Here is a 15,977-nt window from a genome sequence, read left to right as displayed (position 1 = left end):
AGAGAATATAAAAGAGAATATAAAAAAGAACAACCCGGCTGGGCCCTGAAGGCTTTGCCGGGGTGTTCTTTTTGCTTCGTTGGAAAATAAAATCCGGAACATATGCCTTATGACTGCACCAGATAGACCTCTGCGTTCTGTGTGCCGTGCTGGCGTGTCTCGGCATGGGTATTGAAGAAAATATCAATGTGGTTGCCTCTGACAGCTCCGCCCCGGTCCTCCGCCGTATAGACGACGCCGTTAATCATAACCTTGGAGCCGTAGGGAATCACCCTGGGGTCCACTGCAATGGTGTGGCCTGCCGTGGCCACTGCACCGGTGCAGGTATGGCGTCCCCAGCCCTCGGAACAGGCCCTGCACGGACAATAGCCTGTTGTCTTGAACACGCCCAGGGGAACCAGGTTCTGAGCTGTGGCTGCAGGGGCTGCTTCCCTGGCTTCGGGATTGCCGTTGGTATAGGTCCTGGGATTGGAAAAATCACTGTCTCCCACATAGCCTTCTACCAGATAGACGCCGTCGGGCAGGGTGCTCCAGTCCATGTTAAGGTTGAAGGCGTGGCATCCGTTGCCTTTGCCGCTGCCGTAAAGCTCGTCGCTGTATTCCCCGGCCGTCATCCTCTGGGAAAAAACTTCCTCGCCTGTATTCTTATCTTTGATGGATATCCGTACGTTAAGCGCATCATCAGGGGTACTGCTGTTGTAAGCCCAGCCGCTGATGGTGGTGCTGTTCACTGTTTCGAACCTTCCTTTTGGCGCTGCTGCAAGGGCTGTGATGGCGGTGGCCGCAAGCAGGCTGACAGTAAGGATAGCTCCGGTCAGTAAGTGTCTTAATTTCATGGTGTAATACCTCCTATTGCTCAAGTAATAATTAGAAAAAGATTTTTAACACATTAATAAATAATATGTAATACTTTTGTAATATATGAGCAATAAACAAGTTTTTACCATATTTTTTTCCTCTTGTCAAGGAAAAATATGGAAATAAGGCCATTTCCTGCAAATATAGCCGTATTTTGGTAATTATTTCTGGCCCGGATCTGTTTTTAAGGAGAAGGGCAAAAAAAATACCAGGCTCATTTGCCTGGTATCATTATTCTCACATTATGAATCAATCCTGCACTAGGAATACCTCTGCAGTATATGTACCCTTGGCCAGGGCTTCCTCATGGGAGCCGTAAAAAATATCCAGAATATTACCGTTCACAGAAGAGCCTTTGTCCTCCACTGTGTAGACAATGCCGTCAATCTTCAGCTTAGTGCCAAGAGGAAAATAGTTCAAATCAGCAGAAATCGTGTGATTGGGAGTTGGAACCGCTCCAGAATAGGTAAGGTTATGACCGCCGGAACACTGTTCACAGCCGCAGTATCCAGTGATGGTGAAACGTCCCAGCGATGTCTCACTGGGAGCCGGAGCCTCTTCCTTCTCTTCCTTTTGGGCGCCCGGTCCCTGGGCGATGTATTCGTCTTCATTCACAACAGCGGCCCTGTGGCCTTTGGATTCCCGTGAACCGGAGGTTTCCTGGGATTCCTGGACATCCTGGGCTGTGTCCTCGGGCGTATCTGATGTACCGGCATCCACTACGGTTACATCCGTCCCCACCGGTTCATCGGCAAATGCCGGAAAAGCCACCGTGAGGCTGAATGCAGCCATGGCTGCTGCCAGAAGGGTTTTCTTAATGTAATGCATACAACTACCTCGCAATCTTATGACATTGTTATGGTTTTATATGTCTTATAAAGTTGTACCTTCATTATATTACAAAAATGTTACTTGTCAAGTTAAAATAATTAAGCAAGTGTTACAAGAGTATAAAATGTGGAGAGAATATGCCGCAAAATTGGTATATTTATGTAAAAAGTGGAGGGTGAAATCCATTATCTAGTTGATACGAAAAGGAAATGGCACATGATGTGCCGGGGGGAGAATGGAAGACACAAATAATATGAAAAGAATTTGCTTTTATCTCTTGACAAATGGCGCCAGAAGGAATATATTATGGAATGTAGATGTTAGCACTCCTAAACGTCGAGTGCTAATAATTTCAGAAAGGAAGGTGAGCAGATGCCATTGGATGCACTCCTGGACGACAGGAAGGTCACTATACTGAAGGCCATCATCAAGACATATCTGGAAACCGGGGAGCCCGTTGGCTCCAGGACCATTTCCAAGTATTCAGACTTGAAGCTCAGCTCTGCCACCATCCGCAATGAGATGTCAGACCTGGAAGAGATGGGGTATATTGTACAGCCCCATACCTCGGCAGGGCGGATTCCTTCCGATAAAGGGTACCGGTTCTATGTGGACCAGATTATGCTGGATAAGGAGAGCGAGGTAACTGAGTTCAAGGAAATGATGGTCCAGAAGGTTGATAAGCTGGAGCTGGTCCTTAAGAAGATGGCCCAGGTGCTGGCTGCCAATACCAACTATGCCACCATGATAAGCGGCCCCAGTTATCACAAGACAAAGCTCAAGTTCATCCAGCTTTCCAAAATGGAGAAGCACAAGCTGCTGGTGGTCGTGGTGGTGGAAGGCAACATCATTAAGAACACCATGATTGATATCACGGACGAACTGAGTGATGAGGAGCTTCTGAACCTGAACATCCTGCTGAACAGCAGCCTCAACGGACTGACCATTGAGGAAATCAATCTGGATGTTATCAGCAAGCTGAAGGGCGATGCAGGCAACCACAGCCAGGTGGTGGACCTGGTGCTGAATGAGGTGGCGGAGGCCATCAAGGCAGGGGAAGAGGACCTGCAGATTTATACCAGCGGAGCCACCAACATTTTCAAGTACCCTGAACTTTCGGACGGCGGCAAGGCCAGCCAGCTCATTGACACACTGGAACATAAGGAAGTGCTGCAGGAATTTGTGGCGGAGGTCAATTCCGGCACAGAGGAAGAAGCGGGCATTCAGGTTTATATCGGTGATGAGAGCCCGGTGCAGTCCATGAAGGACTGCAGTGTGGTCACTGCCAATTATGATTTGGGAGGAGGCCTGAGAGGAACCATCGGTATCATAGGACCCAAGCGTATGGACTATGAAAAGGTCCTTGGGACACTGCGCAATCTGATGAATCAGCTGGATACAGCATTTAAAAAAGATGAAAGGTGATAAGCTGTGAGTGAAGATATGAAGGACGAAGAGTTAAAAAAGGAAGATGAGGCCCTGAAGACAGAGCAGGAAACAGAAGATGCCCCTAATGCCGGAGAGCCGGCAGAAGGCTGTACCCCGGAGGAAACAGAGGAAGGTACAGAGGAAGCGCCTGCTGGTGAAAAGGAAGAAAAAAAGGGATTCTTTAAAAAGAAAAAGGACCCCAGGGATGAGAAGATAGAAGAGCTCACCGACCGGGTGAAGCGCCAGATGGCGGAATTTGAGAATTTCCGCAAGAGGACGGACAAGGAAAAGTCCTCCATGTATGAGATGGGGGCAAAGGACATCATAGAGAGAATCCTTCCCGTCATCGACAATTTTGAGAGAGGCCTGGCAACTGTGCCTGAGGATGCAAAGGGAACACCCCTTGCAGAGGGCATGGAGAAGATATATAAGCAGTTGAGCAAAACGCTGGAGGAAGCAGGCGTAAAAGCCATTGAAGCAGTAGGCCGGGAGTTTGACCCTAACTTCCACAATGCAGTGATGCACGTGGATGACGACAGCCTGGGAGAGAACATTGTGGCGGAGGAATTGCAGAAGGGTTACATGTACAGGGACAGCGTGGTAAGACACAGTATGGTAAAAGTGGCAAATTGACATATCCCAATCATTATAAATATACCCCACTAAAAATAATCAGGAGGAAAAGACTATGAGCAAGATTATCGGTATTGACTTAGGTACGACAAACAGCTGTGTGGCTGTTATGGAAGGCGGAAAACCAACTGTTATTGCCAATGCGGAGGGCGTAAGGACAACACCATCCGTAGTGGCATTCACTAAGACAGGAGAAAGGCTGATTGGCGAACCTGCAAAGCGTCAGGCTGTTACCAACGCAGATAAGACCATCTCTTCCATCAAGCGTCACATGGGCACGGACTACAGGGTAGACATTGACGGAAAGAAGTACACACCACAGGAGATTTCCGCTATGATTCTGCAGAAGCTGAAAGCAGATGCAGAGAGCTATCTGGGAGAGACTGTGACAGAGGCAGTTATCACGGTTCCGGCATACTTTAACGACGCGCAGCGTCAGGCCACCAAGGATGCAGGCAAGATTGCAGGCCTGGACGTAAAGCGTATCATCAACGAGCCTACGGCAGCAGCCCTGGCTTACGGACTTGACAATGAAAAAGAGCAGAAAATCATGGTATACGACTTAGGCGGCGGTACCTTTGATGTTTCTATCATTGAAATCGGCGACGGCGTCATCGAGGTTCTGTCCACCAACGGCGACACACGTCTGGGCGGCGATGATTTTGACAATGCAATTACAAACTGGATGATTTCCGAGTTTAAGAAGGCTGAGGGCGTGGACCTGTCGGGCGACAAGATGGCCCTTCAGAGACTGAAGGAAGCTGCTGAGAAGGCTAAGAAGGAGCTGTCCACAGCTACCACCACCAATATCAACCTGCCCTTCATCACTGCAACTGCCGAGGGACCGAAGCATCTGGATATGAACCTGACCAGGGCTAAGTTTGATGAGCTGACCCATGACCTGGTAGAGCGTACCGCCATCCCGGTGCAGAACGCACTTAAGGATGCGGGCATCACGGCTTCTGAGCTGGGCAAGGTACTGCTGGTAGGCGGTTCCACACGTATGATAGCTGCACAGGAAAAGGTAAAACAGCTGACAGGCAAGGAACCAAGCAAATCCCTGAACCCGGATGAGTGCGTGGCTATCGGCGCTGCCATCCAGGGCGGCAAGCTGGCCGGCGATGCAGGTGCAGGAGACATCCTTCTTCTGGATGTAACGCCTCTTTCCCTGTCCATCGAGACTATGGGCGGCGTGGCTACCAGGCTGATTGAGAGGAATACCACCATTCCTACCAAGAAGAGCCAGATTTTCTCAACCGCAGCCGACAACCAGACCGCAGTGGATATCCACGTGGTACAGGGCGAGCGCCAGTTCGCAAGGGATAACAAGACACTGGGACAGTTCCGTCTGGATGGAATCCCGCCTGCAAGAAGAGGTATTCCGCAGATTGAGGTTACCTTTGATATTGATGCCAACGGCATTGTGAATGTTTCCGCAAAGGATTTGGGAACAGGTAAGGAGCAGCACATCACCATCACGTCCGGCTCCAACATGTCAGACGACGATATTGATAAGGCAGTAAAGGAAGCAGCTGAATACGAGGCACAGGATAAGAAGCGCAAGGAATCCATCGATGCAAGGAACGATGCGGATTCCATGGTATTCCAGACCGAGAAGGCCCTGGAAGAGGTTGGGGATAAGATTGCTCCAGGAGACAAGGCAGAAGTGGAAGCAGACTTAAATGCCCTGAAGGAAGCCATCAACCGCGCTCCGCTGGAAGAGATGACTGATGCCCAGGTAGAGGATATCAAGGCTGGCAGAGAGAAGCTGATGAACAGCGCGCAGAAGCTGTTTGCAAAGGTATATGAGCAGGCTCAGGCATCCGGCGCAGCAGGCCAGGCAGGCCCTGACATGGGCGGCGCAGGAAACAGTGCAGCAGGCGCAGACGACGTTGTAGACGCTGATTTCAAGGAAGTATAGGCGTAAGGAAGTAAATCCGTATAAAACAAACAGGGGGCTTAGGAGCCGGGAAACCGGCCACTACCCCCTTTGTGGCTGATAAAGAGTGCTTTTGAAACCTGCCCGCCAGGGCTGGTTTTGCGGCGTTCAGATAGATTAAGAGGTAAACAACATGGCAGAGAGTAAGAGAGATTACTATGAAGTTCTGGGCGTTCCCAAAGATGCAGATGAGGATGCATTGAAAAAAGCATACAGGAAACTTGCCAAGAAATACCACCCCGATGCCAACCCAGGCGATAAGGAGGCAGAGGCCAAGTTCAAAGAGGCTTCCGAGGCATACAGCGTGTTAAGCGACCCTCAGAAACGTCAGCAGTACGACCAGTTCGGCCATGCTGCATTTGAACAGGGCGGTGCTGGGGCAGGCGGCTTTGGCGGCGGCTTCGGCGGCTTTGACTTTGGCGGGGATATGGGTGATATCTTCGGCGATATCTTTGGTGATATTTTCGGCGGCGGCAGGTCCTCCAGGGCCAGAAGCGGGCCTTCACGGGGCGCCAACATAAAGACTTCGGTCAGGATTACATTTGAGGAAGCCGTATTTGGCTGTGATAAAGAGATTGAGATTAACTTCAAGGAAACCTGCGCCAGCTGTCACGGCACAGGCGCAAAGGCAGGAACCTCCCCCCAGACCTGTGCAAAGTGTAATGGAAAGGGCAAAATCATGTACACCCAGCAGTCCTTTTTCGGGACCGTGCAGAATGTACAGACATGTCCGGACTGTAACGGCACCGGACAGGTCATCAAGGAAAAGTGTTCTGATTGTTACGGTACGGGATATAAGACCGTGCGCAAGAAATTCAAGGTATCCATACCCGCAGGCATTGACAACGGCCAGTGCGTGCGTCTGGCAGGGGGCGGCGAGCCCGGTACAGGCGGCGGCGAGCGGGGGGATTTGCTGGTGGAGGCGGTTGTCTCCCAGCATCCGATTTTCAAGCGCCAGGATACCAGCATTTATTCCACAGTGCCTATATCCTTTGCGCGGGCAGCGCTGGGAGGCCCGATTCGCATAAAGACCGTGGACGGCGAGGTGGAGTACGATGTAAGGCCCGGCACCCAGACAGATACCAAGGTGCGGCTAAAGGGCAAGGGTGTTCCTTCTCTGCGCAGCCGCAATGTCAGGGGCGACCACTATGTTACCCTGGTGGTACAGGTTCCGGAGCGTATGACCCAGGCCCAGAAGGAAGCCTTAAGGCGGTTTGACGACGCAATGAACGGCGTCGCTTCCCAGGAGGAAGAGAAACCTAAGAAAAAGGGTATTTTCAAATAGATACGTATTACCATGAGCCCGGACAGGCAGCACCAGAGTCTGTCCGGGCTTTTACGTCCATGCCCGGTATTGTGCAACGGACAAAAAAGGGTAATGACAGACAGGATGCTGCAGCAGGGGAAATGCTGCGGCAGGGAGGATGGGGGAGGCTGGGAAAATGGCCGTGACAGGTAAAAAGGAGAGGGAGAATCAGATGGATAACAGTTATTTTGAGACGCTGGCGGTTCCGCTGCCGGAAGACATAGAAAAGCTTAAGTGGAGAGGGGAATTTGACAGGGCTGCCAGGATTATAGACAACAGGCTGAAAAGAGACATTCCATTGGTCTTAAAAAAGCGGCTTATGATTGAAAGAGAGATTCTTAAGCGGATGCCGGAACAATACCCCTATACATGGAGTGAGGCTTTGGCCATGCTGCGGGATAATGTAAGGGATTTTGAGGACAGCGAGCTGGAAACCCTGTGGGAGGAGGATGCAGCGGATTGGATTTACGTGGACGGAGAGGTCCGCTTCCGAAGCAGTTTCCTGAGAAATGTGTTAAAGACCAGAAAGGAATATGAGAACCGGGCCCTGGACCGGGAACTGGTCCGTTCCAAGGCAGAGAACTTTGCGCTGCTTAACAGGACCATTGCCGCCATGAAAGAGCAGGGAGGCGCGGGATGCAGATTCCGCATACGCGGGACCCTTGCAATCCGGGAGGAGGCAGAGCGGGCAGGGGAGGAAATCAAGGTCTATCTTCCGCTTCCCATTGAATATGCCCAGATAAAGAACGTGAACGTCCACAGCGTCAGAATCGGGGGAAGGGAAGCTGAAAATTGGGAATATACCATTGCGCGGGCGGATGCCTTTCAGCGTACCATCTGCTTCCATACAAAACACAGGAAGGGACAGGAATATTCGGTGGAGTTTTCCTTTGAGAATCAGGAAACGTATCTGGATTTCTCCTGTGAAAGCCTTAAACATGGCGGGCCGGAACCTGGCTCAGAACGGGGCGCAGAGTCCTGTCGGAAAAATGGTTCTGCTGAAACGCCGGAGGCCTGGCTGGTTCAGCAGCAGCCCCATATCCGTTTCACCCCTTTTATCCGGGAACTGGCAGCCGGGATAGCGGGTGAGGAACAGGACCCCTTGAGGAAGGCCAGACGAATATACGACTATATTACCACCCATGTGATGTATTCCTATGTGCGCAGTTATTTTACCCTGACTGACATCCCCCAGTATGCTGCATCATCCATGAAGGGAGACTGCGGAGTGCAGGCGCTGCTGTTCATCACCCTGTGCCGCGCGGTTGGTATTCCTGCCAGATGGCAGGCAGGTCTTTATACATCACCCTTTGAAATCAGCTGCCACGACTGGGCGCAGTTTTATACAGAATCCCATGGCTGGCGCTATGCGGACTGTTCCTTCGGCGGGGCGGCTTACCGGGAGGGGGAGACGCAGAGGTGGGATTTTTACTTTGGCAATCTGGACCCCTTCCGCCTTCCGGCAGCCAGGGAGTTCGGACATGAGTTTGAACCGCCCATGGTCCATTTGAGGAACGACCCCTATGATAACCAGATGGGGGAGGCGGAATACGGGGACAGAAGCCTTCTGGAAGAGGAATACAACACAAAATATGAGATGATTTTCCAGGAGAATCTGCCATATTAAAAAAGAGCCCGATAAAATATTAAGAAATCCGTAAAGAATTGTAAGAATTAGTAGGCTATAATGTTATCATATCTGCAGAAAGGTATATGGACAGAATGAAAAGACGCTTATTGATTACCGGGGCCGGGGGATTTCTCGGTTCCAGGATTTGTGAATATTTTAGTGGCAGAAACGGATATGAGGCAGTGGGGGTGACACACAGGGAGCTGGATATTGAGGATTTTGTGGCTGTTTCCGCCTTTGTAAAGGCCATCCGGCCGGATTATGTCCTGCACTGTGCGGCAATTTCCAACACAGGCGCCTGTGAAAGAAATCCAATCCTCTCAGAAAAAGTGAATGTACGGGGAACCGTCAACCTGGCCAAGGCGTGCAGGAATGCCGGCAGCCGGATGATATTTACCAGTTCCGACCAGATTTACAATACATCCCACTCCCTGGAGCCCAACCGCGAGGGCAGTGAAGGAAAGCCGGGAAATGTGTATGGAAGGGACAAGAAGCGGGCGGAGGATTCCATGTTTACGTATCTGCCCAATGCAGTGGCCCTCAGGCTTACATGGATGTATGACGCCCCGTCCAGGGGAAGGGTGGCAGGCCAGGGGCTTTTACAGAAGCTGATGGATGCTCTGAAGGAACGGCAGGAGGTGGAGTTTCCTGTCCATGATTACAGGGGAGTCACCTATGTGTGGGAAGTGGTGCGCCATATGGAGGAAGCCATGGAGCTGCCCGGAGGCGTGTACAACTTCGGCAGTGAGAACCGTTACAGCACCTTTGACACGGCCAGACTGTTCCTCAGGGAACTGGCGGGCAGTGATTCCGGCAGCATACTGAAGCGCAATGAAGAACGGTTTGCCTCCTGTCCCAGGAACCTGACCATGAATACGGACAAGATAAGGTCCCACGGTATCCGGTTCTTCAATACCTCAGAGGGAATCAGGAAGTGCTGCATGGAACACAGGGAAATGTCCCAGGCACGGTGCTGAACGGCTATGAAAGGACGCATGATATGAGTAAACGGAATATATCGCCCCAGGCTGTCAGAATCTGCGGTCTGACCCTGCTCTGTCTGGTTATCATGTTCGGGGTGGCTGCGGCCAACAAGGCAAAGGGCGGAGAAAAGCTGGTAAGTGAATATACGGTACAGGATGAGACACTTCCAAGACATGTGAAGTTTGAGTCCATGCCGTCGGACATGCCCCAGATGACAGCTGCCTGGTATTTTAAGTATAGGGGTCTGGGACAGTTTGATATGTGTAAAAGGCTGTTTCCCCAGAATCAGCTGGAGGCCCTGAATTTTGACCAGGAGGACATGGATTTTAAGGACGGTTATTATATACAGGAATATATTGTCCATGGATTTGAGACACTGCCTCAGGAGGCATACGCGGACCAGAAGGAACATTATGACCAGCTGGCGGCATCCTGCGGATATGAGGGGTACAAGGTGGTCCGTGTCTCCTTTGCCCAGAGATGGTCACCAAAGGCTCTGGAGAGAGGTCCCCAATGGGGGGACGGCGAATTTACCAGGGATTTTGCAGTGGGCAGGGAGTCTGGACTGCGGGAAAAATGGAAGATATTTGACCTGGGCATGATGTGATTTGCCTGACAGGAAGATTTTTATAAGACAGAAGGAGTGGAATACATGAGACAGGGAAACGGCACAGGAAGCCATACAATGGTACAGCGGCACGGGATGGCAAGGGATCTGACGGTCTGCGGGCTGTTCACGGCACTGACAGCAGTGGGGGCCTTTATCAAGATTGTGATACCGGTGGGGGCGGATACCATGAATTTTACCCTTCAGTGGTTTTTCGTGCTTCTGGCCGGTCTGCTTCTGGGCTCCAGAAGGGCCTTCCTCAGTGTGGCCACCTATCTTTTGATTGGGCTGGTGGGAATCCCTGTTTTTGCCCGGGGCGGCGGGCCCTCTTATCTGATACGGCCCACTTTTGGGTTCCTGCTGGGATTTGCCCTGGCAGCCTATGCGATGGGAAAGCTGTGCGAGTGGATGCACGCCTCAAAGCCGGGAGCCTGGCTGTTCTCCGCCACGGTGGGCTATGTGATTTACTATGGGATGGGAATTCTTTACTTTTACTTCATCACCCACTTTGTGGTGGTGACCCCCAACACGGTGGGCTGGGGAGCAATTTTTGCGGTCTACTGCCTGCCTACCATGATTCCGGACTATATACTCTGTATCCTGGCAGTGACGGTGGCGGGACGCCTGCGGCCTTCCATGGGACGGCTTATGGAGTGACGCAGGCCGGATGAAGCCGGCCAGCTGAGGCAGGCCGGGGGAACGCAGGCCGGATGATGCCGGTCAAATGCACAGGTCCGCAGATTATTCCCTTCCCTGCCTGACACTGCGTTCATAATAGAAAATATACTGCTGCATGATGCCGGCACAGCCGCTGTATCGCCCGAACACATCCTTTACGATTGTTTCGCAGAGATGGTTTTTGGGGATGCGGCGGTATTTTTTGGGGTCAAAATACTGTTCCGTCAGGATTTTTTCAATCCATGTGTCCACGGGAAAGGCATCTATATGGTGGAGGCCGAAGAGGCATACGCAGTTGGCCACCTTTTTGCCGATTCCGTAAAAGCCTGTGAGATACTCCATGGCATCCTTATAGTCCAGGGATGCCAGATGGGAAAGGTCCAGCCTGCCTGAAACCGCGTCCTGGCAGAGCCTGTGGATGTACTTTGCCCGGTAGCCCAGCTTAAGCCCCATCAAATCCTCCAGGGAAGCAAGGGAGAGCTGACTGGGAGTTGGGAAGGAGAAGGCCGGGGAAAGAAGCGTCCCAAGGGCATCTTCCTCCGCCAGAGGGGTGCCGTACCGGCTGCTGAGGGCCTCCACCAGCTGGCGTATGTTTGGAATTGTCTTTTGCTGGGAAATCACAAAGGTGATAATCATTTCCCATGGGTCCTGGCGCAGGATGCGGATGCCTGCCCCGCTCATGGCCGCTGCCAGAAGGTAGGTATTTTCCCTGTCAATGGAAGCGATGACAGCCTGGTAGTCCCGGTCCATGTCCAGATAGGACAGCCAGAAGGAAAGGTCCTCATGGGGGCAGTCCAGGCAGGTGTAAGATTCTTCCTGCCAGGCGCGCAGGACGCGGAGACCGCTGGTGAGCCGGTAGCCGTTCACTGCGCCGGAAGGATATGTATGTTCCGGCAGAGGAACCATGCGGAAGCACTGGCCGGACTGATGAATCTGCTGCAGGTCCATGCAGGGTGTTTCATAACGGTGAATCATATGGGTATGCCTTTCTTTTGTAAGGGATTTTGGAGGGACCTGGGGTAAAAAGGTCCCTTGATATAACTTTACCCCTTCTTTTTTTCAAAGTCAAATGTGATTTTCTGGCTTTCCGCTTGACATTTTCAGAAAATGTGACTAGAATGTAGGTTAGATTTGATAATCAGAAAAGCGATGAAGGTGCATAGTAGACGTTTATTTTCCATCAGAGAGGGGAGGCCACCGGCTGAAAGCCTGCCCGGGTTCAGATAGACGGTTGAAATTCCCACCGGAGCCGCACAGGCAAAAGGATGTTTTCACCAATCAGTGGAGGGATTCCGGTAGTCTGTGACGCAGGCACACGTTACGTGCATCAAGTGTCTGTATGGTCCGGGCGTAGAGCCTGGGAGGATACAGGAAGCAGGGTGGTACCGCGAGTTTACAGCCTCGTCCCTTCAGTGATGAAGAGACGGGGCTTTTTTGTTTCCCGGAACATGGGTCCGGTGAAACAAAAATGCTGCCCGGGGATTGCGGCCCGAAAGAGGGCCTGCTGCAGGCGGACAATCCCGGGAGCAGGATTCTATCTTGTTACAAAGAAAAGGAGAAGCCATGAAAGAGCAGTTAGAGAAAATCAAAGAAGAGGCGCTTAAGCAGATTGAATCTTCTGAAGCGCTGGAGAGACTGAATGACATCCGCGTGTCTTATCTGGGTAAGAAGGGAGAGCTGACGAACCTGTTAAAGAGCATGAAGGATGTTGCCCCTGAGGACAGGCCGAAGGTGGGCCAGATGGTCAATGATGTCCGGGGACTTATCGAGGGAAGACTGGAGGAGGCCAGGACTGCCCTGGCTAAGAAAGCCAGGGAGGAACAGCTGAAAAGGGAGGTTATCGACGTCACCCTTCCGGCCAAGAAGAACAATGTGGGGCACAGCCATCCCAACACCATTGCCCTGGAAGAGGTGGAGCGCATTTTCGTGGGCATGGGATATGAGGTGGTGGAAGGCCCTGAGGTGGAGTACGACAGGTACAACTTTGAGAAGCTGAACATTCCCAAGGGCCATCCGGCCAGGGACGAGCAGGATACCTTCTATATCAATGAAAATATCCTGCTGCGCAGCCAGACATCCCCGGTACAGGTGCGTACCATGGAAAAGGGCAGGCTTCCCATCCGCATGATTGCGCCGGGCCGGGTGTTCCGTTCCGACGAGGTGGATGCCACCCACTCTCCTTCTTTCCATCAGATTGAGGGCCTTGTGATTGACAGGAACATCACCTTTTCAGACCTTAAGGGTACTCTGGCGGAATTTGCCAGGGAGCTGTTCGGGCCTGACACAAAGGTAAAGTTCCGTCCCCATCATTTCCCGTTTACGGAGCCCAGCGCCGAGGTGGATGTGACCTGCTTTAAATGCGGCGGTTCAGGATGCCGGTTCTGTAAGGGGTCGGGCTGGATAGAGATTCTTGGATGCGGTATGGTACATCCCCATGTGCTGGAGATGTGCGGCATTGACCCGGACGAGTATTCCGGATTTGCATTCGGCGTGGGACTGGAGCGTATTGCCCTGCTTAAGTATGAAATTGACGACATGCGTCTGCTGTATGAGAACGACATCCGTTTCCTGAAGCAGTTCTAAGACCACGTGTCCTGATAAACATTCAAAGCATAGAAGGAGAGAGAACACATGAACACAGCATTATCATGGATAAAAGCATATGTCCCTGATTTGGATGTCACGGCCCAGGAATACACGGATGCCATGACCCTGACAGGAACCAAGGTAGAAGGTTATACATGTCTGGATAAGAACCTGGAAAAAATCGTTGCCGGAGAGATACTTGACGTTAAGCGCCATCCGGATGCAGATAAACTGGTGGTATGCCAGGTCAATGTGGGTGCGGCAGAGCCGGTGCAGATTGTCACAGGCGCCCCTAATATCACGGAGGAATCCGTAGGTGAAAAGGTGCCCGTGGTTCTGGACGGCGGACGCGTGGCAGGGGGCCACGACGGAGGCGCCCTTCCTGAAGAAGGAATCAGGATTAAGCAGGGCAAGTTAAGAGGCGTGGAGTCCTGCGGCATGATGTGTTCCGTGGAGGAGCTGGGAACCAGCAGGGATATGTACCCGGATGCCCCTGAGAGCGGAATTTACATCCTGCCCAAGGACAGCGTACCGGGCTCGGACGCAGTGGAAATCATGGGACTCAGGGATGTGGTGTTCGAGTATGAAATCACTTCCAACCGCGTGGACTGCTACAGTGTGATTGGCATAGCCAGGGAGGCTGCCGCCACCTTTGGAAAAGCGTTCAAAGCGCCGGTGGTCACTCCCACCGGCAACAGCGAGGACATCCGCGACTTCCTGAAGGTGCGGGTGGAGAACAGCGAGCTGTGTCCCCGTTACTGCGCCAGGATGGTAAAGAATATAAAGCTTGCGCCCTCACCGCAGTGGATGCAGCGCCGTCTGGCGGCCAGTGGCATCCGGCCCATCAACAATATTGTGGACATCACCAACTATGTCATGGAAGAGTATGGACAGCCCATGCATGCCTTTGACTATGACCAGCTGGCCGGCCATGAAATCATAGTGAAATGCGCCAGGGACGGGGATGTGTTCCAGACACTGGACGGCCAGGAGAGAAAGCTGGATTCCACCATCCTCATGATAAATGACGGGGAAAAGGAAGTGGGCATTGCCGGTATCATGGGCGGAGAGAACTCAAAAATCACGGACAATGTGCAGACCATGGTATTTGAGTCAGCCTGCTTTAACGGCACCAACATCCGTCTGTCGGCCAAGAAGGTGGGGCTGCGCACGGATGCATCCGGAAAGTATGAGAAGGGACTGGACCCCAACACGGCGGAGGAAGCAGTGAACAGGGCCTGCCAGCTTATCGAGGAGCTGGGGGCAGGAGAGGTTGTGGGCGGCATCATTGACCTGTATCCTGAGAAGAGGACCTGCAGGCGCATTCCCTTTGACGCGGCTAAGATTAACAGGCTTTTAGGCACGGACATCCCGGAGGAAACCATGCTTTCCTACTTTAAGACCATTGAACTGGGCTATGACCCCGGGACAAAGGAGGTCATTGCACCTACCTGGCGCCAGGACCTGGAGCGCATGGCTGATTTGGCGGAGGAAGTGGCCAGATTCTATGGCTATGACAAGATTCCCACCACACTGCCGTCCGGCGAAGCCACCACGGGAAAGCTCTCCTACAAGCTTCAGATAGAGGAGGTTGCCAGGGAGATAGCAAGCTTCTGCGGATTTTCGCAGGGTATGACCTATTCCTTTGAGAGTCCCAGGGTATTTGACAAAATGCTGATTCCTGAGGACAGCGCCCTGAGGAATACGGTGGAGATATCCAACCCCCTGGGAGAGGATTTCAGCGTCATGCGCACCACGTCCTTAAACGGTATGCTGGCATCCCTGTCCACCAATTACAACCGCCGCAACAAGGACGTGCGTCTGTACGAGCTGGCCAATGTGTACCGTCCCAAGTCCCTGCCTCTGACCGAGCTTCCTGACGAGCGTATGCAGTTTACCCTGGGAATGTATGGGGACGGCGACTTCTTCACCATGAAGGGCGTGGTGGAAGAGTTCTTTGAAAAGGCCGGAATGCACAAAAAGCCCCATTACAATCCCAATGCAGAACATCCTTACCTTCATCCCGGAAGAAAGGCCGATATCCTGTATGACGGCACTGTGGTAGGCTTTCTGGGCGAGGTGCACCCGGATGTGGCTGATAACTATAAGATTGGCGACAGGGCTTACATTGCGGTTATCGATATGCCGTCCATCATGGACTTCACCACCTTTGACCGCAAGTATACCGGCATAGCCAGGTTCCCGGCTGTGACCAGGGACTTAAGCATGGTGGTGCCAAAGGATATCCTGGTGGGACAGATTGAGGACGTGATTGAGCAGAGAGGCGGAAAGGTTCTGGAAAGCTACAAGCTCTTTGACGTGTACGAGGGAGCCCAGGTACTGGCAGGCCACAAGTCAGTGGCATATTCCATTACCTTCCGGGCCAAGGACCACACCCTGGAGGAAAAGGAAGTTACAGCTGTGATGAACAAGATACTCAACGGTCTAAAGGGACTGGGAATTGAACTCAGGGCTTAAGAGGACATATCAAACAGAA

The 15,977-nt window shown here is 52.2% G+C and carries 13 protein-coding genes and 1 other annotated feature; of the genes, 10 read left to right on the top strand and 3 right to left on the bottom strand.

Annotated elements, in window-relative coordinates; genetic code table 11:
- Window positions 1-107 precede the first annotated feature (107 nt).
- Together I2H39_RS03385 and I2H39_RS03380 are read right to left on the bottom strand one after the other, a co-directional pair.
- Window positions 108-836, bottom strand: coding sequence for a 3D domain-containing protein (locus I2H39_RS03385; protein ID WP_138306054.1), 729 nt, complete (start codon window positions 834-836; stop codon window positions 108-110).
- A 271-nt stretch (window positions 837-1,107) separates the two neighbouring features.
- Complete coding sequence (locus I2H39_RS03380) at window positions 1,108-1,686, bottom strand: 3D domain-containing protein (protein WP_138306055.1); 579 nt, start codon at window positions 1,684-1,686, stop codon at window positions 1,108-1,110.
- A 375-nt stretch (window positions 1,687-2,061) separates the two neighbouring features.
- Between I2H39_RS03380 and hrcA the strand changes: the two genes are divergently transcribed.
- From hrcA to I2H39_RS03340, 8 genes are all read left to right on the top strand, one after another.
- Window positions 2,062-3,114 (top strand): heat-inducible transcriptional repressor HrcA, encoded by a 1,053-nt coding sequence (hrcA, locus tag I2H39_RS03375; protein ID WP_178331984.1) that lies wholly within the window; start codon window positions 2,062-2,064, stop codon window positions 3,112-3,114.
- A 6-nt stretch (window positions 3,115-3,120) separates the two neighbouring features.
- Window positions 3,121-3,750 carry a nucleotide exchange factor GrpE gene (gene grpE, locus I2H39_RS03370; protein WP_347563764.1) on the top strand — a complete coding sequence of 210 codons (630 nt, stop codon included), beginning with the start codon at window positions 3,121-3,123 and terminating at the stop codon, window positions 3,748-3,750.
- Between the two features lie 55 nt (window positions 3,751-3,805).
- The gene (dnaK, locus tag I2H39_RS03365; protein WP_138306057.1) at window positions 3,806-5,671 is read left to right on the top strand and encodes a molecular chaperone DnaK; all 1,866 of its coding nucleotides are present in this window, start codon (window positions 3,806-3,808) and stop codon (window positions 5,669-5,671) included.
- Between the two features lie 151 nt (window positions 5,672-5,822).
- A complete protein-coding gene (gene dnaJ, locus I2H39_RS03360) occupies window positions 5,823-6,974 on the top strand; it encodes a molecular chaperone DnaJ (RefSeq protein WP_138306058.1) in 1,152 nt (383 codons plus the stop codon).
- Window positions 6,975-7,137: 163 nt separating this feature from the next.
- The gene (locus I2H39_RS03355; RefSeq protein WP_347708562.1) at window positions 7,138-8,622 is read left to right on the top strand and encodes a transglutaminase-like domain-containing protein; all 1,485 of its coding nucleotides are present in this window, start codon (window positions 7,138-7,140) and stop codon (window positions 8,620-8,622) included.
- An 86-nt stretch (window positions 8,623-8,708) separates the two neighbouring features.
- Window positions 8,709-9,602, top strand: a complete 894-nt coding sequence (locus tag I2H39_RS03350; RefSeq protein ID WP_347708561.1) for a sugar nucleotide-binding protein — start codon at window positions 8,709-8,711, stop codon at window positions 9,600-9,602.
- A gap of 23 nt (window positions 9,603-9,625) precedes the next feature.
- Window positions 9,626-10,216, top strand: a complete 591-nt coding sequence (locus I2H39_RS03345) for a hypothetical protein (protein ID WP_195625794.1) — start codon at window positions 9,626-9,628, stop codon at window positions 10,214-10,216.
- A 45-nt stretch (window positions 10,217-10,261) separates the two neighbouring features.
- Window positions 10,262-10,873 carry a biotin transporter BioY gene (locus I2H39_RS03340; protein WP_138306060.1) on the top strand — a complete coding sequence of 204 codons (612 nt, stop codon included), beginning with the start codon at window positions 10,262-10,264 and terminating at the stop codon, window positions 10,871-10,873.
- 84 nt (window positions 10,874-10,957) lie between these two features.
- Here I2H39_RS03340 and I2H39_RS03335 read toward each other — a convergent pair whose 3' ends face one another.
- Window positions 10,958-11,869: a DNA-3-methyladenine glycosylase 2 gene (locus I2H39_RS03335; RefSeq protein ID WP_195625793.1), complete on the bottom strand. Its 912-nt coding sequence runs from the start codon at window positions 11,867-11,869 to the stop codon at window positions 10,958-10,960.
- Window positions 11,870-12,034: 165 nt separating this feature from the next.
- Window positions 12,035-12,306, top strand: a binding site (T-box leader).
- Window positions 12,307-12,457: 151 nt separating this feature from the next.
- On the opposite strand from I2H39_RS03335, the gene pheS reads away from it, so the two are divergent.
- Window positions 12,458-13,477, top strand: a complete 1,020-nt coding sequence (gene pheS, locus I2H39_RS03330) for a phenylalanine--tRNA ligase subunit alpha (RefSeq protein ID WP_138306062.1) — start codon at window positions 12,458-12,460, stop codon at window positions 13,475-13,477.
- Between the two features lie 48 nt (window positions 13,478-13,525).
- Window positions 13,526-15,958, top strand: coding sequence for a phenylalanine--tRNA ligase subunit beta (pheT, locus tag I2H39_RS03325; RefSeq protein ID WP_195625792.1), 2,433 nt, complete (start codon window positions 13,526-13,528; stop codon window positions 15,956-15,958).
- Window positions 15,959-15,977 lie beyond the last annotated feature (19 nt).

Origin of the sequence: Clostridium sp. 1001283B150225_161107_B6 (genome assembly GCF_015556325.1) — a bacterium.
Classification (GTDB): Bacteria; Bacillota; Clostridia; order Lachnospirales; family Lachnospiraceae; genus Enterocloster.
This window is presented reverse-complemented; position numbering and strand designations above follow the sequence as displayed.

Bases quoted from the DNA above. Each gene is read 5' to 3' on its own strand.
- I2H39_RS03385 (WP_138306054.1), bottom strand. From the start codon at position 836: ATGAAATTAAGACACTTACTGACCGGAGCTATCCTTACTGTCAGCCTG.
- I2H39_RS03380 (WP_138306055.1), bottom strand. From the start codon at position 1,686: ATGCATTACATTAAGAAAACCCTTCTGGCAGCAGCCATGGCTGCATTC.
- hrcA (WP_178331984.1), top strand. From the start codon at position 2,062: ATGCCATTGGATGCACTCCTGGACGACAGGAAGGTCACTATACTGAAG.
- dnaK (WP_138306057.1), top strand. From the start codon at position 3,806: ATGAGCAAGATTATCGGTATTGACTTAGGTACGACAAACAGCTGTGTG.
- dnaJ (WP_138306058.1), top strand. From the start codon at position 5,823: ATGGCAGAGAGTAAGAGAGATTACTATGAAGTTCTGGGCGTTCCCAAA.
- I2H39_RS03350 (WP_347708561.1), top strand. From the start codon at position 8,709: ATGGACAGAATGAAAAGACGCTTATTGATTACCGGGGCCGGGGGATTT.
- I2H39_RS03345 (WP_195625794.1), top strand. From the start codon at position 9,626: ATGAGTAAACGGAATATATCGCCCCAGGCTGTCAGAATCTGCGGTCTG.
- I2H39_RS03340 (WP_138306060.1), top strand. From the start codon at position 10,262: ATGAGACAGGGAAACGGCACAGGAAGCCATACAATGGTACAGCGGCAC.
- I2H39_RS03335 (WP_195625793.1), bottom strand. From the start codon at position 11,869: ATGATTCACCGTTATGAAACACCCTGCATGGACCTGCAGCAGATTCAT.
- pheS (WP_138306062.1), top strand. From the start codon at position 12,458: ATGAAAGAGCAGTTAGAGAAAATCAAAGAAGAGGCGCTTAAGCAGATT.
- pheT (WP_195625792.1), top strand. From the start codon at position 13,526: ATGAACACAGCATTATCATGGATAAAAGCATATGTCCCTGATTTGGAT.